Genomic DNA, 19357 nt, shown 5'->3' on the forward strand with positions numbered 1-19357 from the left:
ATCCGCCATGCCCAAGCGCCTGCTGTCCGCCATGGTCCTGTCCACCGCCGTCCTGGCGCTCGGCGCCTGCGAACGGGTGGGCGGGCTCGCCCCCTTCACCACCGTCTCCGATGTGCCGGATTCGGCCGGCGGTGCCATCACGGTGCAGAAGGGCGACAGCGCCTACAGCCTGTCGCGCCGGTACAACGTGCCGCTGCGCGACCTGATCGAGGCGAACAAGCTGGCGGCGCCCTATCGGCTGGAGGTCGGCCAGCGGCTGGTCCTGCCGACCTCGCGCCAGTACATCGTGCAGAAGGGCGACAGCCTTTACAGCATCTCCCGCATGTACAATGTCGACGTCAGCGAGCTGACGCGGCTGAACAACCTGACGCCGCCCTATGGCGTGAAGGTCGGCCAGCCCCTGCGCCTGCCGGGCGCCAACGACGGCAGCGGCACCATGGTGGCATCCGGTGGAGTGGCATCCGGCGGCGTAGCGAGTGGCGGTGCCATCTCCCTGACGCCGCAGGGGAACGCGCCGGGTGGCTCTACCGCCGGGCATGGCTCGATCCAGTCGGCCGAACTGCCGCCTCCGGGTGCATCCTCTTCGTCGGGCGGCATCTCGGCCACGCCGCTGCCGCCGCCGTCGAAGCCGGGCGTCATGCCGGAGCCGACCGCCCAGCAGACCCCCGCCGCGCCGGCCGCCCAGGGTGACACGACCTATCAGCCGGGGCAGGCGCCGACGATGCTGCGCCCGCCCGGCAGCAAGCCGGCTCCGACGCCGATCCCGGCCCCGGCCGCAACCACGCCGCCACCGGCTGCCGCTCCCCAGCAGGAGGTGGCCACCGCCGCGCCGCCGCCCAAGCCGGAGCCAAAGGCCGAAGTCGGCGCCCCGCCGCCGCGCGGCAGCGCCCGCTTCCTGTGGCCGGTGAAGGGCAAGCTGATCTCCGGCTTCGGGCCGAAGCCCGACGGGCTGCACAATGACGGCCTGAACATCGCGGCGCCGAAGGGAACCGCGGTGGTTGCCGCCGACAACGGCGTGGTCGCCTACGCCGGCAACGAGCTGCGCGGCTTCGGCAACCTGTTGCTGCTGAAGCATTCCGACGGCTGGATCACCGCCTATGCCCATCTCGACAAGATCGAGGTGGAGCGCGGCGCGACGGTGAAGCGGGGGCAGGTGATCGCCCGGGTCGGCCAGACCGGCGGCGTGTCCTCGCCCCAGCTGCATTTCGAGCTGCGCAAGGGCAGCCAGGCCGTCGACCCGAGCGACCAGATGGACCGCAAGGTCAGCGAAGGGGCTGCCCGAGGCGACCGGCCAGGTCCTGGATGAACTGCCAGGCCACCCGGCCCGACCGGCTTCCGCGCGTGACCGACCATTCCACGGCCTCCGCGCGCAGCCGGTCCGCCGGGATGTCCAGTCCGAAATGGCGGACATAGCCCTCGATCATTGCGAAGTAGGTATCCTGGTCGCAGTTGTGGAAGCCCAGCCACAGCCCAAAGCGGTCGGACAGCGACACCTTCTCCTCCACCGCCTCCGCCGGATTGATGGCGGTCGACCGCTCGTTCTCGATCATGTCGCGCGGCATCAAGTGGCGGCGGTTGGAGGTGGCGTAGAACACCACATTGTCCGGCCGTCCCTCGATACCGCCGTCCAGAACCGCCTTCAGCGACTTGTAATGGGCGTCGTCATGGTCGAAGGACAGGTCGTCGCAGAACAGGATGAAGCGGCGCGCCTCACCTTTCAGGCGGGTCAGCAGGCGGGGCAGGGTGGGGATGTCCTCACGGTGGATTTCCACCAGCGCCAGCTCGCCCGGCCGTTCCAGGCAGATGGCGGCATGGGCCGCCTTGACCAGCGAGCTTTTGCCGGTGCCGCGCGCGCCCCACAGCAGGGCGTTGTTGGCCGGCAGCCCGGCGGCGAAGCGGCGGGTGTTGTCCAGCAGGATCTCCCGTTGCCGCTCGATGCCCTGCAGAAGCATGATGTCGACGCGGTTGACCACCGGCACCGGCTCGAGCCGGTCGGGATCGGGATGCCAGACGAAGGCGTCGGCTGCACCGAAGTCCAGCGGCCGGTCGGGCGGCGGGGCCAGACGCTCCAGCGCCTCGGCGATGCGGGTCAGCAGGGGGAAAAGCGACTGATCTGCACCAGCGCCCATGCCTGAGCTATTGACGGATTGCGACATAATTTTCCGGATATTTTTTCAGGATGTTCCATGGAAAGTGGGCGCCCGCGCAGCCATCTTTCCGACGCCTTCGCACGGTAACACAGCAGGGCAAGCACACAAGCTGTGGCCGCCCCGCGGATTGTGGCGCATCACCATTGCATCCCAGTCATGGGCGGCTATAGTCGCGGCGTCCCGGCGGAACGCCGATTGGGTGCCGAGACCAAACCTGTAAGGAGCTTCCAGATGTTCGTTTCGACGGCTTATGCACAGACGGCGGCCCCGGCTGGCGGCGGCGGTGACATGCTCGTCCAGTTTCTGCCGCTGATCCTGATCTTCGTCGTCTTCTACTTCCTGCTGATCCGTCCGCAGCAGAAGAAGATGAAGGAGCATAAGACCATGCTGTCGGCCATCCGCCGCGGCGACCGCGTCGTGACCGGCGGCGGCATCATCGGCATCGTGACCAAGGTCGGCACCGACGACGAAATCACCGTCGAGATCGCGGAGAACGTGCGCGTGCGCTGCCTGCGCTCCACCGTGAACCTCGTGCTCGCCAAGACCGAGCCGGCCGGCAAGTCCGGCGGCGACGCCACCCCGGCCACCGAGGGCGAGGCCAAGCCGGCCGATACCACCGCCGCCGGCGGGATCGGCAAGCTGTTCGGCCGCAAGTAAGCCGCAGCCGGGCCCCTCTTCCGCGGGTCGGCCCGAAGGCGCTTCCCGTCCGGCCCGGCCGTCGTCCGCCCACAAGCGGCGGACCGGTCGCCCGGACCGGGTGTCTGATCGGATTCGAGTGACGCATGCTCTATTTTTCGCGCTGGAAGATTTACCTGATCCTGGCGACCTGCATCGCCGGCTTCATCCTGATGCTGCCCAACTTCCTGGGCCGCGACACGCTGGCGGCGCTGCCGTCCTGGTATGCCAACACCCGGGTGTCTTTGGGTCTCGACCTGCGCGGCGGATCGCATCTGTTGCTTGAAGTCGATATGGCCACCGTCATCCGCGACCGGGTGGAAGGTCTGGTCGACGGCGCCCGGCAGCAGCTGCGCACCGCCAATATCGGCTACACCGCGCTGAACGCTGGCGAGCGCGCCGTGACCGTCCAACTGCGCGACCCGGCCCAGGCCGAAGAGGCGGTGAAGGCCCTGCGCCAGCTCTCCAGCCCGGTGGGCCGCACGGCGCTTGGCGGTGGGCAGCCGGACCTCGACGTGACCGTCAACGGCAGCACGGTGACCGTGGCGCTGAGCGAGGTCGCGCTGCGCGACCGCGCCACCCAGGCCATCGAACAGTCGATCGAGATCGTCCGCCGCCGCATCGACGAGACCGGCGTGAACGAGCCGACGATCGCCCGCCAGGGCAACGACCGCATCCTGGTCCAGCTGCCCGGCGTGGAAGACCCCGACCGCATCAAGCGGCTGCTCGGCACCACCGCCAAGATGACCTTCCGGCTGGTCGACGTGAACGCCGATCCCAACACCGGCCGCGCCCCTCCGGGGTCGGAGATCCTGCCGTCGGCCGAAGGCGACCGCTACCAGTCCAAATACGTCATCCGCAAGAAGGTCGAGGTCGACGGCGCCACGCTGCAGAACGCGTCGGCCGGCACCAACCCGCAGACCGGCGAATGGGTGGTGAATTTCGAATTCAACACGGCGGGCGCCAACCGCTTCGCCGAAGTGACCAAGCAGAATGTCGGCCGCCCCTTCGCCATCGTGCTCGACAACAAGGTCATCAGCGCGCCCGTCATCCGCGAGCCGATCACCGGCGGCCGCGGCCAGATCAGCGGCAACTTCACCGCCGCCAACGCCAACGACCTCGCCGTCCTGCTGCGCGCCGGCGCCCTGCCGGCCCCGCTGAAGGTGATCGAGGAGCGGACCGTCGGTCCCGACCTGGGCGCCGATTCGATCCGCGCCGGCCTGACCGCCGTTGTCGTCGGTTTCCTGATGGTCTGTGTCTACATGATCGCTTGCTACGGGCTGTTCGGCGCCTTCGCGTGCTTCGCCCTGCTGGTCAACATCGTGCTGACCATCGCGGCGCTGTCGCTGCTGCACGCCACGCTGACGCTGCCGGGGATCGCCGGCATCCTGCTGACGCTGGGTCTGGCGGTCGACGCCAACATCCTGATCAACGAGCGCATCCGCGAAGAGACGAAGAAGGGCCGCGGGGTCTTCGCCTCGATGGAGGCCGGCTTCAGCCGCGCCTACAGCACGATCGTCGACTCCAACCTGACGACGGCCATCAAGATGGCGCTGCTGTTCGTCTTCGGCACCGGCACCATCAAGGGCTTCGCCGTCACCATCACCTTCGGCATCCTCATCTCCATGTTCACCGCCACGGTGCTCGTGCGCCTGATGATGGTGACCTGGCTGCGCCGGACGCGTCCGGCCGCGTTGCCGGTCTGAGAGGTCTTACGATGTTCCATCTCCGCCTCGTCCCCGACAACACCAAGATCCCGTTCATGAACGGCCGCATCGCCGGCCTCGTCGTGTCGGCGATCCTGTCCATCGCGTCCGTCATCCTGTTCTTCCACCCCGGCCTGAATTACGGCATCGACTTCCGTGGCGGCATCGTCATCGAAGCCCGCACGCCGCAGGCCGCCGACTTCGCCTCGCTGCGCCACACCCTGTCCGGCCTCGGCATGGGGCAGGTGGCGTTGCAGGAGTTCGGATCGACGCAGGACGTGCTGATCCGCCTGGAACGCCAGCCCGGCGACGATGCCGCCCAGCAGGTGGCCGCCGACAAGGTGCGCAACACGCTGGCGCAGGCGATCCCAGGCACCCAGGTCCGCCGCGTCGAAGCGGTCGGCGCGTCGGTCAGCGGCGAGTTGTTCGCCAACGGCATGCTGGCGCTTGGCCTCGCCATGCTGGCGATGCTGGTCTACATCTGGTTCCGCTTCGAATGGCAGTTCGGCTTCGGCGCGGTGGTGACCCTGATCCTCGACATCACCAAGATCGTCGGGTTCTATGCGATCACCGACATCCAGTTCAACCTGACGGCCGTGGCGGCGATCCTGACCGTCATGGGCTATTCGGTGAATGACAAGGTCGTGGTCTATGACCGCATGCGCGAGAACCTGCGCATCTACAAGAAGATGCCGCTGCGCGACCTGATCGATATGTCGATCAACGAGACGCTGAACCGCACCGTCGGCACCTCCGTCTGCACCCTGCTGTCGATCATTCCGCTGGCGCTGTTCGGCGGCGAGGCCCTGCAGGACTTCGGCATCGTGCTGATCTTCGGCGTTATCCTTGCGACCAGCTCGTCGGTGTTCATCGCCGCCCCCATCTTGCTGTTCCTTGGCGAGAACCGCCTGCGGCGCGGTGCTCCGGATGCCGCCTCGGCGGGCAACACTCCGGCGACCACGCCGTAACGCCGGACGTTTGGGGAAGGGGAGGGCAGCATGGCCGACATCATGCCGATGATTCCGTCTGACCGTCAGGTCATCGACGGCTATGGTCCGGGACAGTTCTGCATTTCCGGCCAGTGGCGCGTCGGCGCGGTGATCGTCCTGCCCGACCGCACCCTGGCATGGGAGGCATCCGACGCCGCCTCCCTGTCGGTGGGCCACTTCACCCCCGTGCTGGAGGCCGAGCCGAAGGTGGAAATCCTTCTGCTCGGCACCGGCCCCACCATGCGGATGATCCCGAAGGACCTGCGCCTCGGCCTGCGCGAACAGGGCGTGGTGGTGGAACTGATGGACAGCCGGGCGGTCTGCCGCACCTACAACGTCCTGCTGGCCGAAGGCCGGCGGGTCGCGGCGGCGATGCTGCCGGTTTAACAGCCATTGAAGCTGTGGCGATCGGGCACTAAGGTAAGGATGTTCCTTACCGCGGTGCCCCATGATCACCAGCAAGCTGACCAGCAAGGCCCAGACGACGATTCCGCAGCCGGTACGGGCTGCGTTGGGTCTGCACGAGGGCGACGAGATCGCCTATCGCATCGAGGACGGCCGCGTCATCCTGACCCGAGCCGCTCCGGCGGCCGCCGACGACCCGTTCCGCTGCTTCACGGAATGGGACAGTGAAGCGGATCGGCAGGCCTATGCCGACCTTTGAAATCTGGGACGTCGTCAAGGTCCCATTCCCCTACGCCGACCGTCCGGTTCGCCAACGTCGACCGGCATTGGTCGTCGCGGCCGAAGACCTGCAAGCAAGCCACAGCCTGCTATGGGTTCTGATGATCACCAGCGCCGAAAACCGCGGGTGGCCGTCGGATGTGCCTGTCGGCGATCTTGAAACGGCAGGACTTCCGGCCCCCTCGGTCGTGCGCACGGCCAAGCTCGCGGTGATCGACTCCCGCGATGCGGAACTGCTCGGCTCGCTTGCCGCGGGTGATCGCGGGGCCGTCAGCCGGGAGGTGGGCCATCATCTTGCGGGGATGCTGAAAGCGGGCAGGGACGCTTGAGCTCGAAAACGACAAAGGCGCCCTTTCGGGCGCCTTTGCGTTTTCAACTCTCGACGGGAAAGTTACGCGGCCAGCTGCTCGGCGGCGAAGTCCCAGTTGGCGAGGTTGTCGATGACCGCCTTCACGAAATCGGCGCGGCGGTTCTGGAAATCGACGTAGTAGGCATGCTCCCACACGTCGATGGTGAACAGCGGCTTCTGGCCGTGCGCCAGCGGGGTGTCGGCGTTGCCAGTCTTGCCGACCTTCAGCTTGCCGCCGTCCAGGTACAGCCAGGCCCAGCCCGAGCCGAACTGGGTCAGGGCGGCCTGGGTCAGCTCTTCCTTGAACTTCTCGACGCTGCCGAAGTCGGCGACGATGCGCTGCTCCAGGGCCGCCGGCATCTTGCCGCCGTCCTTCTTCAGGCACTGCCAGAAGAAGGTGTGGTTCCACACCTGGGCGGCGTTGTTGAAGATACCGACCTTGGACGCATCGCCGGCGGAAGCCTTGATGACCTCCTCCAGGCTGGCATTGGCCAGCGGGGTGTCCTTGGTCAGGTTGTTCAGGTTGGTGACGTAGGTCTGGTGGTGCTTGTCATGGTGCAGGTGCAGGGTCTCCGACGAGATGTACGGAGCCAGAGCGTCGTACGCATACGGAAGCGGCGGAAGTTCGAACGCCATTTGATTTACCCTCTCTTCTTTGATTGTCCTTCCGGGCCGGGCCTTGCGAGCACGGCACCTCCGTCCGTCCAAATAGGCCGATGACGGAAGCTTGTGAAGGCCGGAAACGGTCCCGACCGTCGTATAGGGTTATTTCCATTCGATAAAGTGGCATTGGCAGCCCGGTTTCCCGAGCGCACGGCGGCCTCCAACGTGGCAGGAAGCCCCGTTTCCGTCCAGTCGCCGGCCAGCGTCAGGTTGCTCCAGCGGGTGCGGGCGCCCGGACGGCGCGCGACCGATTCGGGCGACTGGTCCGGCGTCGCCCGCCGCTCTTTCACCACGCGGAAGGGCGGTGTCGCACCTCCGAGTCGCAGGTGAGGGGCGACCTCCGCCCACAGCCGGGCGGCGATCTCCTCGGCCGGCAGGTCGGCCAACGCGTCGGCGTCGCTGACGGTGACCGACAACAGGTCGTCGCGGGCGAACAGCCATTCCGCCGTACCGCCGACCAGCCCGACGAAGGGGAGGCCGCCCGGCAGCCGCACCGGCCCGTCCAGCCGGACATGCAGGTTGACGATGGCCGGTCCCGGCGGCGGCACGGTCAGCCCCGGCACCAGCCGCTCCGCCACCCAGGCCGGCGCGGCGAGAACCACGCTGTCGAGCGGACCGAGTGTCACGGCACTGCCGCCGGCGGAGATGCCGGTCACACGGTCCTCCTCGAAGGTCAGCCCCTCCACCCGCGCGCCCAGATGCAGCGCCGCACCGGCGGTCCGCAGCCGCGCCAGCGCCGGATCGACGAAGGCGGCGGACAGGCCCCGCAGTGCCAACACGGGCCGGCAGGCCGCCTCGCCACGCAGCAGCGTCTCACGCAGCACTGCGCCGAACAGACGGGCGGAGACACGCTCCACCGGCCCATTGAGCGCGGAGACCGCCAGCGGTCGCCACAGCGGCTCGAACAACGCCCCCTCGGGCGACAGGCGTTCAGCGACGGAATGATTCAGGCTGGCAGTCAGGCAGCGTAGCGCGGCCAGATAGTCTCGCGGCCGGCTGCCGGGCACCCGCCGGGCCGGGTCGAATAGCCACAGTCCGCCGGGGCGAAGTGTCCAACTGGCGCCATCGCGCAGGTCGAGAAAAGGAAAGGCCGCCGGCCGCAACTCCTCCAGCGCATCGCTACCGCCGGTCCGCTTCGCATAGTTGAGAAGCTCCCGATTGCCGCTGAGCACCATATGGTTGCCGTTGTCGATCGACCGGCCGAGCGTGGCATCGTGAAAGCTGCGGCAACGCCCGCCGGCCTGCGGAGCCTGCTCATAGAGCGCGACGCGCCGACCGGCCTCCACCAGCCGGACGGCGGCGGCCAACCCGGCCAGCCCGGCGCCGATCACATGGACGATGCCCGCCTCGCTCATCAGGCGGCCGGGGGAAAGCCGAGCATGCAGCGCACCGCCACCCAGGCGCTTTCGCGTCGGCCGACCCGGACACGCGCGTTCAGGTCGCGCCAGCCGGCGGCACGCAGGCGCTTCAGCAGCCGGTGATACAGCACCATCATGGCGGTGGCCGCCCACAGCGATCCGCGCGCATGGCCGGCGATGGCGGACCGCGCCTCGGCGAAGCGGGCCTCGGCCAGTTCGGCCAGCGCCTCGCAGGCGCGGGGTAGGGCGGGATGGGTCAGGACCTCGTCCGGGCGGTCGCTGTGGATGCCGGCGGCCAGCAGAAGTTCCCGCGGCAGGTAGAGCCGGTCCAGTTCGGCATCCTCGGCCAGATCACGAAGGATGTTGGTCAGTTGCAAGGCCTCGCCCAATGCCAGGGCGAAGCGCTCTGTGGCCGGATCGGCGCGGTCGAACACACGGATGGCCAGCATACCCACGGCACCGGCGACCCTGCGGCAATAGAGCCGCAGCGTATCGAGGTCGGGCGCCCGCATGCCGCCGGAACCGGGGACCTCGCCAGCGACATCCATCGCCATGCCGTCGATCAGCGCCTCCAGCTCCGCCCGTGGCAGGCCGTACCGCTCGATCGCGCCTTTCAGCGCTGCCGTCAGCGGGCCGCCGGGAGCCCCGCCGACATAGAGATCGCGGATGTCGCACCGCCAGACGTCCAACGCCGCCCGTTTGGCGGCGGGCTCGCCCGGTTCGTCGGCGATGTCGTCGATGCGGCGGCAGAAGGCATAGATCGCGAACATCGCCGCCCGCTTGGAAGCGGGCAGCAGACGCATCGGCCAGTAGAAGGTGCTGCCCGACTTCGCGGTGACGCTGGTCGCCGTATCGGGTGCCTTGTCGTCCGGCAACGTCGTGGATACCGGTTCCAGCGGGGCCGTCTCCAGCGGCGGAGGGGTCATCTGTAGCATCCTGGGCATTGCCCGTCCTGACGTGCCTTTTGGCGCACGTCGCGACGTGTGGCCCCGGAGTTTATGCGGCGGAGAAGCTCCGCGCCAGCCCCCGCGCCACGGCGGCCAGCTTGTGATGGGCGCCCAGCGTCACCCGCGCCTTCATCGGGTCGCGCGCCTTCAGCCGCCGCGACAGCGATTCGGCGAGGCTGAGGATCACCGCCGCCTCCATCCGCAGGCCCCGGTGCTGGATCAGGCCGGGCAGGGCGGCGGCACGCTCCAGCAGCCGGTCGGTATGCTCCAGCGCCTGATCGAAGATGGCGCGCAGGCGGGCGTCGCTCTCGACTTCCACCAGACGTTCGACGCTGATCCCTGCCTCGTCGAACCAGCCGAGCGGGATGTAGCAGCGGCCGAGCTGGGTCCAGTCCTCCCGCGCGTCCTGCAGATGGTTCAGCACCTGCAGGGCGGAGCACAGTGCGTCCGACGCCGGCCCGGCGGCCACACCCTCGCCATGCAGGTCCAACAGGTAGCGGCCGACCGGGTTGGCGGAAAAGCGGCAGTAGAGCAGCAGGTCGCTCCAGCTGTGGCAGCGGGCACCGACGGAGTCGCGGCGGAAGGCGCGCAGGATCTGGCGGGCATGGCGGTCGCTGACGCCGGTCTTCTGCAGGCTCTCGCGCAGTTCGGTGGCCGGCTTCAGGTAGGCGTGCTTGGCCTGGCCGGAGGTCAGCGCCCGTTCCAGCGCCTCCAGATAGGCCAGCTTGGTCTCCGGTTCGAGATCCGGATCGTCGGCGATGTCGTCGGCCAGACGCACGAAGCGGTAGAAGGCGATCACATGGGGACGCAGGTGCTTCGGAATCAGGCGGGAGGCGACCGGGAAATTCTCACCCGTCTCGTCCTTGCGGGCGACCGGGCCGGTCTTGCGGGGCTTCGTCGGGGCGATGTTGAAATCCGTCATGGGATCCCTGCCTGCTGCGCGTCGGGGCTGGCGGTGCGACCGTGTGTGCTTCATATAGGCGTAGCAACTGGCTTTGGCCCGTCCTTCCATCGCTCCTCCCCTCTTTTTCCAATCGAGCATCACATGGTGAAGGCTGCGACCGACCTGTCCTATTGCGGACGGGAGGTTCGGAAATATGACAACGACCACTTTCTGGCAGGTCTGTTTACCCCCGCCGACAGGCGTGAGGCGACTTTTGCGCTCTACGCCTTCAACCTGGAGATCGCTAAGACGCGGGAGGTGGTCAGCGAACCGATCCTGGGCCAGATGCGGCTGCAATTCTGGCGCGACGGCATCGAAGCCGTCTATGAGGATGGACCCGTACCGCGCCACGAGGTGATGGAGCCGCTGGCCCAGGCCGCACGCGGACTGGGGCTGAGCCGTGCCCTGTTCGACCGGCTGATCGACGCGCGCGAAGCCGATCTGGACGACACGCCACCGGCCGACCTGACCTGTCTCGTCAACTATGCCGAAGTGACCGGCGCGCCGCTGGTCCAACTGGCATTGGAGATTCTTGGCGTGCGGGATGCTGCGGCGATGGCGGCCGGGCGGCATGTCGGCATCGCCTATGCCCTCTCGGGCATTCTGCGCGCGGTTCCCTTCCTCGCCCGCCAGCACCGGCAGCGTCTGCCGGACGACCTGATGCAGCGGCATGGCGCCAGCAGCGAAGACCTGTTCGCCAGCCGCTCGACGCCACAATTGCGGCCGGTGGTGCAGGAGATCGCCGAGGTCGCCCGCAAGCATCTGGCCGAGGCGCGCGCCCTGCGCCACGAGATGCCCAAGGCCGCGGTTCCGGCGCTGCTGCCGGCGACTCTGGCGGACCTGCATCTGGGCGTGATCGCGCGGGAGGGCAACGACGTGTTCGCGCCGCGCGTGATGCTGGCCAACCCGTTCCGTCAGCTTCGGCTGGGCTGGGCGGCGATGCGCGGGCGCTACTGACGCCCGCGCTTGCGATTGCCGGTCAGTCCTTCAACCAGCCGTCGAGGTCGGCCAGCGCCCGGCGGGTGTAGGCCAGCTTGCGGTCACGCCCACGGATCTTGTCGTCCACCGGCGGAAACAGGCCGAAATTGACGTTCATCGGCTGGTAGGTCTCCGCCTCAGCCCCGCCGGTGATGTGGCCGAGGATGGCGCCGAGCGCGGTGGTCACCGGCGGCGTGCTGATCTCCTGGCCCAGACGTTCCGCCGCGGCGAAGCGGCCGGCGAGCAGGCCGACGGCCGCACTCTCAACATAGCCCTCGCAGCCGGTGACCTGCCCGGCGAAGCGCAGGCGCGGCAGCGATTTCAGCCGCAGGGCGCCGTCGAGGATGCGCGGGCTGTTCAGGAAGGTGTTGCGGTGCATGCCGCCCAGCCGAGCGAACTCGGCATTTTCCAGGCCGGGGATCATGCGGAAGATGCGCGCCTGTTCGGCATGGCGCAGCTTGGTCTGGAAGCCGACGAGATTGTACAGCGTGCCCAGCGCATTGTCCTGGCGCAGTTGGACTACCGCATAGGGGCGGCGTTCCGGCTTGTGCGGGTTGGTCAGCCCGACCGGCTTCATCGGGCCGTAGCGCAGGGTGTCGACGCCGCGCTCCGCCATCACCTCGATCGGCAGGCAGCCTTCGAAGTAGGGGGTGTTCTTCTCCCACTCCTTGAAGTCCAGCTTCTCGCCAGTGATCAACGCGTCGATGAAGGCGCGGTAATCGTCCTTCTCGAAGGCGCAGTTGATGTAGTCCTTGCCGGTGCCGCCGGGGCCGGGCTTATCGTAGCGCGACTGGAACCACGCCTTCGACAGGTCGATGCTCTCCAGATAGACGATGGGGGCGATGGCGTCGAAGAAGGCCAGCGATTCCTCGCCGGTCTGGGCCCGCACCGCCTCGGCCAGGGCCGGGGAGGTGAGGGGGCCGGTGGCGACGATGACGCTGTCCCACTCCTCCGGCGGCAGGCCGGCGACCTCCTCGCGCTGGATGGTGATGAGGGGATGGGTGGTGACGGCTTCCGTCACCGCGTCGGCGAAACCGTCGCGGTCCATGGCAAGCGCGCCGCCGGCCGGCACCTTGTGCGCATCGGCGCAGCGCAGGATCAGCGACCCGCAGCGCCGCATCTCCTCGTGCAGCAGCCCCACCGCGTTGTATTCGGCATCGTCCGACCGGAAGGAGTTGGAGCAGACCAGTTCCGCCAGCTTGTCGGTGTCGTGGGCCTCGGTCTTGCGGACCGGCCGCATCTCGTGCAGCACGACGGGCACGCCGCGGGAAGCGAGCTGCCACGCGGCTTCCGAGCCGGCGAGACCGCCGCCGATGACATGGACGGGGCGAAGGGTGTCGGTCATTGGACTTTCCAGAACACTGTGCGATGAGCAGAGGGGCGAAGAGCAGGCGGATCAGGGGCGGGTTATGGCGCTCTGCATCGCCGAGATCCAGGATTCAATGAGCGCGGCGTGGGCGGGAAGGCGGGAAAACAGTTCCTCAGCTTTTTCTTCGTCGTAGGTGTGAACCGTCAGGTTCCAGTCGTTCATCATCGCAAGGGCGAGTTCCGTCTGATCCTCGGTCAAGAATCCGGCGATCTGGCTTTCACGGACCATGGCTTTCGGGCTTGCCGAGTTTAGGCGTTCGGCCCCCATCTGGTCGGCGATTACCGACCTTGCGGCTTTCCACACCGTCTCCGTTGCCAGGGTGAAGCGCAGAATCGCAGAGTCACGAACGACATCATCCACGGGGCGGGCGAGGACTTCCTGAAGCCGCGCCAAGGCTTGGCGCGCGTTGTCGAGCTTCCGGCTTACCTTATCCATTCGATTCCTTCCCGTTCGACCTCTTGCCGGAGCTCTCGCCGGGCTGTCCGGAGATCCACCACATCGACGAAGTATGGAACAGTACTCTCTTCCAACTCTTCGTTGATCTCCCCGATCAGGCCGGGCGGTAGCGGCTCTAACGGGTCGATGGCCACGTCGATGTCGCTCCAATGACCGACATCCCCGCGGGCGCAGGAGCCGAACAGGTAGACGCGGGCAGGGTGCCCAGCCAATCGCTCGAAGACGATGCGCTTCACGGTGTCGAGGGCGCGCAGGCGTACCGGGTTCATCATGGCCGCAGTTTACCACAGCTCCGGCCGGGATGCGGCCAAAGGAAAAGGCCGGCCTCCGCTGGGAAGGCCGGCTGCAAGTCGATCAGGAGTCAGTCAGAACATCGAACTGCTTACCTCGAGCCAGAGTCGTCAACCGAAGCGATGGCTCACTCGCTCTTCGTCGTCGTGCTGCGCTCGACGGTGGTGGAACCGGTGGGCGGCGGCGGCACGGCCGTCGAACCATAGCCGGGGGTGCTGGTCGTCGTGGTCGTCGTGCTGGTGGTGGATTTGTCGGACCCGCAGGCCGCCAGCAGCAGGGCCGCACCCAGGGTGGCCCCCAAACCGGTCAGAAGCGTCTTGCTCATGCCTCTCGTCTCCCTTGCAGTGCGAACTCTGCAGGGGAGAACGTGGCGCAGCTTGTGTTTGTTCACGCTCTCTTTCGGGTTGCCGATTTCCGCACCACCGGCTTCGCCTTCAGGTAGGGGGCGAGGTAGCGTCCGGTATAGCTGCGTTCCACCTTCGCGACATCCTCCGGGGTGCCCTCGGCGACGATCTCGCCGCCGCCCGTGCCGCCCTCCGGCCCCAGATCGATGATCCAGTCGGCGGTCTTGATGACCTCCAGATTGTGTTCGATCACCAGCACCGTGTTGCCCTGATCGACCAGCGCGTGCAGCACCTCCATCAGCTTTTCGACGTCGGCGAAGTGCAGGCCGGTGGTCGGTTCGTCGAGGATGTACAGCGTGCGGCCGGTGGCGCGGCGGCTCAGTTCCTTGGACAGCTTGACGCGTTGCGCCTCGCCGCCAGACAGCGTTGTCGCCGCCTGCCCGATGTGGATGTAGCCGAGGCCGACGCGCTCCAGCGTGTCCATCTTGTCGCGGATGCCGGGCACCGCCTTGAAGAACTCCTTACCCTCCTCGACCGTCATGTCCAGCACGTCGGCGATGGTCTTGTCGCGGTAGGTGACCTCAAGCGTCTCGCGGTTGTAGCGCTTGCCGTGGCAGACATCGCAAGTGACGTAGACGTCGGGCAGGAAGTGCATCTCGATCTTGATGACGCCGTCGCCCTGGCAGGCCTCGCAACGCCCGCCCTTGACGTTGAAGGAGAAGCGGCCGGGGCCGTAGCCGCGCGCCTTCGATTCCGGCAGGCCGGCGAACCAGTCGCGGATCGGCGTGAAGGCGCCGGTGTAGGTCGCGGGGTTGGAGCGCGGGGTGCGGCCGATCGGCGACTGGTCGATGTCGATGACCTTGTCCAGATGTTCCAGCCCCAGCACCGCGTCATGGTCGGCCGGATGCTCGCGGGCGCCCATCAGCTTGCGCGCCACCGCCTTGTACAGCGTCTCGATGATCAGCGTCGACTTGCCGCCGCCCGACACGCCGGTCACGCAGGTGAAGGTGCCGAGCGGAATCTTGGTCGAGACGTTCTGCAGGTTGTTGGCTCGGGCGCCCTGCACCTCCAGGAACTGGCCGGGATGGCCGGGCCGGCGGGTGTCGGGCACGGGCACGAAGCGGGTGCCGTTCAGATACTGGGCGGTGATGCTGTTGGGGTTCTTCTGAACCTCCTCCGGCCGGCCCTGGGCGATGACGGTGCCGCCATGCTGGCCGGCGCCGGGTCCCATGTCGACCAGGTAGTCGGCGCTGCGGATCGCGTCCTCGTCATGCTCGACGACGATAACGGTGTTGCCGATGTCGCGCAGGCGCTTCAGCGTTTCCAGCAGCCGGTCGTTGTCGCGCTGGTGCAGGCCGATCGACGGCTCGTCCAGCACATACAGCACGCCGGTCAGGCCGGAGCCGATCTGCGAGGCCAGCCGGATCCGCTGGCTCTCGCCGCCCGACAGGGTGCCCGACCCGCGGCTGAGCGTCAGATACTCAAGCCCGACGGCATTGAGGAATCCCAGCCGCTCGTTGATTTCCTTGAGGATGCGATAGGCGATCTCGCGGTCCTTCGGGCGCAGATGCTCGTTCAGCTCGCTGAACCACGCACCGGCGCCGGCGATGGACAGTTCCGCCGCCTCCGAGATGTTGCGGCCACGGATCTTGACTGCCAGCGCCTCCGGCTTCAGCCGGGCGCCCTTGCAGACCTCGCAGGGCTGGGAGGACTGGTATTTCGACAGCTCGTCGCGCGTCCAGGCGCTGTCGGTCTCGCGGTAGCGCCGTTCCAGATTGTTGACGATGCCCTCGAACGGCTTGTTGGTCTGGTAGCGCCGCAGCCCGTCGTCATAGGTCATGGTGATGGCCGACCCGCCGGAGCCGAACAGGATGGTCTGGCGGACCTTTTCCGGCAAATCCTGCCAGGGCGTGGTCATCGACGCGCCGAAATGCTCGCAGATGCTGTCCAGCGTCTGGTCGTAATATTTGGAGGTCGATCCGGCCCACGGCGCGATGGCACCCTTGGCGAGCGTCAACCGCTCGTCCGGCACCACCAGCATCGGGTCGAAATAGATCTTGCTGCCCAAGCCATCGCAGGCCGGGCAGGCGCCGAACGGGTTGTTGAAGGAGAACAGCCGCGGCTCGATCTCCGGAATGGTGAAGCCGCTGACCGGGCAGGCGAATTTCTGCGAGAAGACGGTCTGCTCGTTGGTCTCGGCATTCTCGACCCAGACGATGCCGTCGGCGAGCCCCAGAGCGGTCTCCAGCGAATCGGCCAGACGGTTGCCCAGCCCTTCGCGCACCACGATGCGGTCGACCACCACCTCGATGTCGTGCTTCAGCTTCTTGTTGAGCGCCGGCACCTCGTCGATCTCGTACATGGTGCCGTCGACCCGCACGCGCTGGAAGCCGCGCTTGCGCAGGTCCTGGATTTCCTTCTTGTACTCGCCCTTGCGGCCGCGGACGAAGGGCGCCAGCAGCAGCAGGCGCGTGCCCTCCGGCATCGCCATGATCCGGTCGACCATCTGGCTGACCGTCTGGCTTTCGATCGGCAGGCCGGTGGCCGGCGAATAGGGGATGCCGACGCGCGCCCACAAGAGGCGCATATAGTCGTAGATCTCCGTCACCGTGCCGACGGTGGAGCGCGGATTCTTCGACGTCGTCTTCTGTTCGATGGAGATGGCCGGCGACAGCCCCTCGATCGAATCGACGTCGGGCTTCTGCATCAGCTCCAGGAACTGGCGCGCGTAGGCCGACAGGCTCTCCACATAGCGCCGCTGCCCCTCGGCATAGATCGTGTCGAAGGCGAGCGACGACTTGCCCGATCCCGACAGGCCGGTGATGACGATCAGCTCGTCGCGCGGCAGATCCACATCGACGTTCTTCAGGTTATGTTCCCGCGCGCCGCGGACGCTGATGTACTTGTTCATGGAGTGTTCTTTTACCCGAAGCTTTTCCGGATGGAAAGCGGCAAGGCGCCGCGACGCATGACGAAAAACGGCCGTTCGAAAAGCAGTGCCCCTAAGGCCGGCCGGCTGACGATATATGCGCTGGGCGCGCCATTGCCACCGGCGCCCGGCGCGGGTCGGTCATGACCAGAAGGGCGGCACCGCGCGGAAACGCTTCCACAGATCGGGCAGCGCCTTGCGCCGCTTGTCGGACTGCCGGTCGATCCAGGCGGCGACGGCAGCGGCCGTCTTCTGATCCCCTCCCTTCAACGATCCCAGCATGCGGGCGCCGGTGATGGCGTCCTGCTCGGCGTCCAGCGCCGCCTGCAACGGCTCCAGCGCCGCGAAGAAGGGCAGGGTGGTGGCCTCCGGATAGAGCCCGCGAAAGAAGTCGGCGGTGTAGCGCAGCGTGCGCAGCCGCCGGCGCAGCTTGTCGCGCGCCTTGGCATCCTCCGGCGGCTTCGCCGTCTTGCCGAGCTTTGCCATCCGCGCCGACAACCAGCCGCCGGCGAGCGTCGTGACCGGAGCCGACAGTGCGGCCCGGCGGTGGCCGTCCGCCTCCGACATCCAGCGGCCATGCTCCAGCCACGCGGCGAGGCCCAGGACCATGGTCGTGCAGCCCGGCGCCAGGATCGCCGCCACCGCTTCCCGCGCCGGCCCGGCCCCGGCGGACCGGGCGAGCGTTGCCAGCCGCTCCAGCGCCGCGCGGTCGATGCCCGGCGCCGTCTTCGGATCGGCGAGAAGCGGGTCGATGACGCCGGACATCAGCACGTCCCACCCGCGCGCCGGCCCGAGCCGCTTGGCGAGCGCGCGGCTTTCCTCCACCAGCCGGTCGGCCTCGGGCGAGGCGACCAGCGGCGCGAAGAAGCGGTGGGCGATGCGCAGCCGCCGCAGCGCGACGCGCATGCGGTGCAGCCCCTCCACGTCGCCGCCGGCCAGCGCGCAGGATTCGTTCGCGAGGAACTGGCGCAGCGCCTGCCGCAGGATGTGCCGATAGGCCTCGGCCACCGTGGTCAGCGGCGACAGGCCGAGCGGTTCGGCCTCCACCGGCCCCGGCGCCTTGCCGGTGACCAGCCGCAGCCCGGCCTCCGCCTTGCTTTCGGTACCGATGCGCATGGGGATGGCGGCTTGCAGGGTCAGTGCCAGATCGAACAGGCTGGCGACCTTGCCGGCCTTCAGCTCCAGTTCCACCTCGCCGACCGGCAGAGAGTTGCCGCCGGCATAAACGGCGCCGTCATCCACCGCCAGTTCGACCGCCGTCAGCGTATCGGGGCGCAGCAGCAGGGTGGTGCGGCGGAAATCGGTGATGAACAGGCAATCCAGCGCATCGAGTGCCGCCGCCGGAACCAGCCCGGCGACGCCGGGATCGCTCAGCACGCCGACGTCCACCGCCTCGCCCGCGACGATCCACTCCCATTCCCGCCGCACCGCCACGGCGGCGGAATCGCCGGGGCTGGCGCTGTTTACGGTCTTCAAGGTCTGGATGAAGCGGTCGCCCTCCTGCCGCACGCGCAACGCCACGCCGTTCGCCGCCAGCTTCAGGTCGGGCGTGTCGAAATAGGCGGTGCGCAGCCGCTGCGTCGTCGCCGGCCCGTCGGCCAGCGCCAGCAGCCCCGGAAGGCAGGCAACCCGAGCCAGATCCGCCAATGCGGCATGGAGTTTCAGCTCCACCTCGCGGAAAGCGGAGGGGGTTGAGGGCTGCGCATCGGGAAGTGCGGACGGGCTGAACGGCGGAATGGCGGGTGGCAAGGGTTGGCATCCTCCCGAATCCGGCCGGAGCGCGGCCTCGAATGAACCAAGTGGCTCCGTGGATACCCCAACCGCCGCCGCAGGTTAAGAGAGTTTACGCGGCTGCACAAAATCCGCCAGCCGCCCCGCCCCCAATTCCAGGTCGGCCCAATGCAGCGTTTCGAAGACCAGGACGGCACAGGCTCCGGTCGGGAACTTGTCGGCCAGCGCGTGACGCAGCCCGTGATCGCCGCTGCCGGTCAGGGCGTTCGCCAGCTCGTGCAGGTCCGGATTGTGCGCCACCAGCATCAGGCCGGTCGCCGAATCCGGCGCGTCGCGCAGCCGTTCCAGCAGCGTGCGGGCGCCGCACAGGTAAAGTCCCCGCTCATGCTCCACCGGTGGGTATGGCGCGCCGATGGCCGCCATCACGCGCTTGCGTGTCTCCACCGCCCGCACCGCCGTGGAACACAGGACGAGGTCGACGTGGGCGTGATGCTTGGCCAGATAGCCGCCGACCAGGGTGGCCGCCTTCTCGCCACGGGCGTTCAGCGGCCGGTCGTGATCGCCCAGCGACGGATCGTCCCAGGAGGATTTGGCGTGGCGCAGCAGGAACAGCGTCTTCATGGCGGAAATCGGTCGCGGCAGGGGAGGGAGAGGGGAGCGAGCGGACTGGGCGCGGTCGCAGCCTATAGCCAAATGGGAGTCCTGAAACCGTAACGCATATGGGATACTCTGTCTGCCCATCATATAACCGTCGTCGGCGCCGCTGGAAGGCAGGCGCCGGCGCTCAGGGTTTCA

Annotated in this window: 20 protein-coding genes; 8 read left to right on the top strand and 12 right to left on the bottom strand. The window is 67.8% G+C overall.

What is annotated here, in order from left to right; genetic code table 11:
• Positions 1–7: 7 nt before the first annotated feature.
• Positions 8–1306, top strand: coding sequence for a peptidoglycan DD-metalloendopeptidase family protein (locus tag M5E06_RS05330; protein ID WP_252137416.1), 1299 nt, complete (start codon positions 8–10; stop codon positions 1304–1306).
• On the opposite strand, the gene M5E06_RS05335 is transcribed toward M5E06_RS05330, so the two are convergent.
• A complete protein-coding gene (locus M5E06_RS05335; protein ID WP_109154602.1) occupies positions 1263–2129 on the bottom strand; it encodes an ATP-binding protein in 867 nt (288 codons plus the stop codon). The two genes, M5E06_RS05330 and M5E06_RS05335, sit on opposite strands and share 44 nt — an antisense overlap.
• 252 nt (positions 2130–2381) lie before the next feature.
• Between M5E06_RS05335 and yajC the strand changes: the two genes are divergently transcribed.
• From yajC to M5E06_RS05365, 6 genes are all read left to right on the top strand, one after another.
• A complete protein-coding gene (gene yajC, locus M5E06_RS05340; protein WP_109154603.1) occupies positions 2382–2807 on the top strand; it encodes a preprotein translocase subunit YajC in 426 nt (141 codons plus the stop codon).
• A gap of 125 nt (positions 2808–2932) precedes the next feature.
• Entirely contained in the window at positions 2933–4531 is a 1599-nt protein-coding gene (gene secD / locus M5E06_RS05345; RefSeq protein ID WP_252137417.1) for a protein translocase subunit SecD, read from the top strand.
• Between the two features lie 11 nt (positions 4532–4542).
• Positions 4543–5499: a protein translocase subunit SecF gene (secF, locus tag M5E06_RS05350; RefSeq protein WP_149197003.1), complete on the top strand. Its 957-nt coding sequence runs from the start codon at positions 4543–4545 to the stop codon at positions 5497–5499.
• 30 nt (positions 5500–5529) lie between these two features.
• Positions 5530–5907, top strand: coding sequence for an Mth938-like domain-containing protein (locus tag M5E06_RS05355; RefSeq protein ID WP_109075682.1), 378 nt, complete (start codon positions 5530–5532; stop codon positions 5905–5907).
• A gap of 61 nt (positions 5908–5968) precedes the next feature.
• Complete coding sequence (locus M5E06_RS05360) at positions 5969–6184, top strand: type II toxin-antitoxin system PrlF family antitoxin (RefSeq protein ID WP_109154606.1); 216 nt, start codon at positions 5969–5971, stop codon at positions 6182–6184.
• On the top strand, positions 6171–6533 hold the full coding sequence (locus M5E06_RS05365) for a type II toxin-antitoxin system PemK/MazF family toxin (RefSeq protein ID WP_252137418.1): 363 nt from the start codon (positions 6171–6173) through the stop codon (positions 6531–6533). Before M5E06_RS05360 ends, M5E06_RS05365 begins: the two co-directional genes overlap by 14 nt.
• Before the next feature lie 62 nt (positions 6534–6595).
• Here M5E06_RS05365 and M5E06_RS05370 read toward each other — a convergent pair whose 3' ends face one another.
• The 4 genes from M5E06_RS05370 to M5E06_RS05385 all read right to left on the bottom strand — a co-directional run bounded on the left by M5E06_RS05370 (position 6596) and on the right by M5E06_RS05385 (position 10443).
• Positions 6596–7189, bottom strand: coding sequence for a superoxide dismutase (locus M5E06_RS05370; protein ID WP_109075681.1), 594 nt, complete (start codon positions 7187–7189; stop codon positions 6596–6598).
• A 5-nt stretch (positions 7190–7194) separates the two neighbouring features.
• Positions 7195–8571: a hydroxysqualene dehydroxylase HpnE gene (hpnE, locus tag M5E06_RS05375; protein ID WP_252137419.1), complete on the bottom strand. Its 1377-nt coding sequence runs from the start codon at positions 8569–8571 to the stop codon at positions 7195–7197.
• On the bottom strand, positions 8571–9500 hold the full coding sequence (gene hpnD / locus M5E06_RS05380; protein ID WP_252137420.1) for a presqualene diphosphate synthase HpnD: 930 nt from the start codon (positions 9498–9500) through the stop codon (positions 8571–8573). Before hpnD ends, hpnE begins: the two co-directional genes overlap by 1 nt.
• Positions 9501–9570: 70 nt before the next feature.
• Positions 9571–10443, bottom strand: coding sequence for a squalene/phytoene synthase family protein (locus tag M5E06_RS05385; RefSeq protein ID WP_109154610.1), 873 nt, complete (start codon positions 10441–10443; stop codon positions 9571–9573).
• A 123-nt stretch (positions 10444–10566) separates the two neighbouring features.
• Between M5E06_RS05385 and M5E06_RS05390 the strand changes: the two genes are divergently transcribed.
• Positions 10567–11421: a phytoene/squalene synthase family protein gene (locus M5E06_RS05390; RefSeq protein ID WP_252137421.1), complete on the top strand. Its 855-nt coding sequence runs from the start codon at positions 10567–10569 to the stop codon at positions 11419–11421.
• A 22-nt stretch (positions 11422–11443) separates the two neighbouring features.
• On the opposite strand, the gene trmFO is transcribed toward M5E06_RS05390, so the two are convergent.
• The 7 genes from trmFO to M5E06_RS05425 form a co-directional block, all read right to left on the bottom strand.
• On the bottom strand, positions 11444–12787 hold the full coding sequence (trmFO, locus tag M5E06_RS05395; protein ID WP_252137422.1) for a methylenetetrahydrofolate--tRNA-(uracil(54)-C(5))-methyltransferase (FADH(2)-oxidizing) TrmFO: 1344 nt from the start codon (positions 12785–12787) through the stop codon (positions 11444–11446).
• A 51-nt stretch (positions 12788–12838) separates the two neighbouring features.
• Complete coding sequence (locus M5E06_RS05400) at positions 12839–13246, bottom strand: nucleotidyltransferase substrate binding protein (protein ID WP_252137423.1); 408 nt, start codon at positions 13244–13246, stop codon at positions 12839–12841.
• Complete coding sequence (locus M5E06_RS05405; protein ID WP_252137424.1) at positions 13234–13539, bottom strand: nucleotidyltransferase family protein; 306 nt, start codon at positions 13537–13539, stop codon at positions 13234–13236. Before M5E06_RS05405 ends, M5E06_RS05400 begins: the two co-directional genes overlap by 13 nt.
• Positions 13540–13685: 146 nt before the next feature.
• Entirely contained in the window at positions 13686–13883 is a 198-nt protein-coding gene (locus tag M5E06_RS05410) for a hypothetical protein (protein WP_252137425.1), read from the bottom strand.
• 62 nt (positions 13884–13945) lie between these two features.
• Entirely contained in the window at positions 13946–16813 is a 2868-nt protein-coding gene (gene uvrA / locus M5E06_RS05415; RefSeq protein WP_252137426.1) for an excinuclease ABC subunit UvrA, read from the bottom strand.
• A gap of 159 nt (positions 16814–16972) precedes the next feature.
• Positions 16973–18580 carry a CYTH and CHAD domain-containing protein gene (locus M5E06_RS05420; RefSeq protein ID WP_252137427.1) on the bottom strand — a complete coding sequence of 536 codons (1608 nt, stop codon included), beginning with the start codon at positions 18578–18580 and terminating at the stop codon, positions 16973–16975.
• Positions 18581–18664: 84 nt separating this feature from the next.
• On the bottom strand, positions 18665–19183 hold the full coding sequence (locus M5E06_RS05425) for a SixA phosphatase family protein (RefSeq protein WP_109154616.1): 519 nt from the start codon (positions 19181–19183) through the stop codon (positions 18665–18667).
• Positions 19184–19357: the final 174 nt, after the last annotated feature.

The organism is Azospirillum sp. A1-3 (assembly GCF_023806445.1).
Classification (GTDB): Bacteria; Pseudomonadota; Alphaproteobacteria; order Azospirillales; family Azospirillaceae; genus Azospirillum.

Coding starts and splice junctions, on each gene's coding strand:
- trmFO (WP_252137422.1), bottom strand. CDS start 12,787: ATGACCGACACCCTTCGCCCCGTCCATGTCATCGGCGGCGGTCTCGCC.
- M5E06_RS05425 (WP_109154616.1), bottom strand. CDS start 19,183: ATGAAGACGCTGTTCCTGCTGCGCCACGCCAAATCCTCCTGGGACGAT.
- M5E06_RS05355 (WP_109075682.1), top strand. CDS start 5,530: ATGGCCGACATCATGCCGATGATTCCGTCTGACCGTCAGGTCATCGAC.
- hpnE (WP_252137419.1), bottom strand. CDS start 8,571: ATGAGCGAGGCGGGCATCGTCCATGTGATCGGCGCCGGGCTGGCCGGG.
- yajC (WP_109154603.1), top strand. CDS start 2,382: ATGTTCGTTTCGACGGCTTATGCACAGACGGCGGCCCCGGCTGGCGGC.
- M5E06_RS05405 (WP_252137424.1), bottom strand. CDS start 13,539: ATGATGAACCCGGTACGCCTGCGCGCCCTCGACACCGTGAAGCGCATC.
- uvrA (WP_252137426.1), bottom strand. CDS start 16,813: ATGAACAAGTACATCAGCGTCCGCGGCGCGCGGGAACATAACCTGAAG.
- M5E06_RS05410 (WP_252137425.1), bottom strand. CDS start 13,883: ATGAGCAAGACGCTTCTGACCGGTTTGGGGGCCACCCTGGGTGCGGCC.
- secF (WP_149197003.1), top strand. CDS start 4,543: ATGTTCCATCTCCGCCTCGTCCCCGACAACACCAAGATCCCGTTCATG.
- M5E06_RS05360 (WP_109154606.1), top strand. CDS start 5,969: ATGATCACCAGCAAGCTGACCAGCAAGGCCCAGACGACGATTCCGCAG.
- M5E06_RS05370 (WP_109075681.1), bottom strand. CDS start 7,189: ATGGCGTTCGAACTTCCGCCGCTTCCGTATGCGTACGACGCTCTGGCT.
- M5E06_RS05385 (WP_109154610.1), bottom strand. CDS start 10,443: ATGACGGATTTCAACATCGCCCCGACGAAGCCCCGCAAGACCGGCCCG.
- hpnD (WP_252137420.1), bottom strand. CDS start 9,500: ATGACCCCTCCGCCGCTGGAGACGGCCCCGCTGGAACCGGTATCCACG.
- M5E06_RS05390 (WP_252137421.1), top strand. CDS start 10,567: ATGGTGAAGGCTGCGACCGACCTGTCCTATTGCGGACGGGAGGTTCGG.
- M5E06_RS05330 (WP_252137416.1), top strand. CDS start 8: ATGCCCAAGCGCCTGCTGTCCGCCATGGTCCTGTCCACCGCCGTCCTG.
- secD (WP_252137417.1), top strand. CDS start 2,933: ATGCTCTATTTTTCGCGCTGGAAGATTTACCTGATCCTGGCGACCTGC.
- M5E06_RS05400 (WP_252137423.1), bottom strand. CDS start 13,246: ATGGATAAGGTAAGCCGGAAGCTCGACAACGCGCGCCAAGCCTTGGCG.
- M5E06_RS05335 (WP_109154602.1), bottom strand. CDS start 2,129: ATGGGCGCTGGTGCAGATCAGTCGCTTTTCCCCCTGCTGACCCGCATC.
- M5E06_RS05365 (WP_252137418.1), top strand. CDS start 6,171: ATGCCGACCTTTGAAATCTGGGACGTCGTCAAGGTCCCATTCCCCTAC.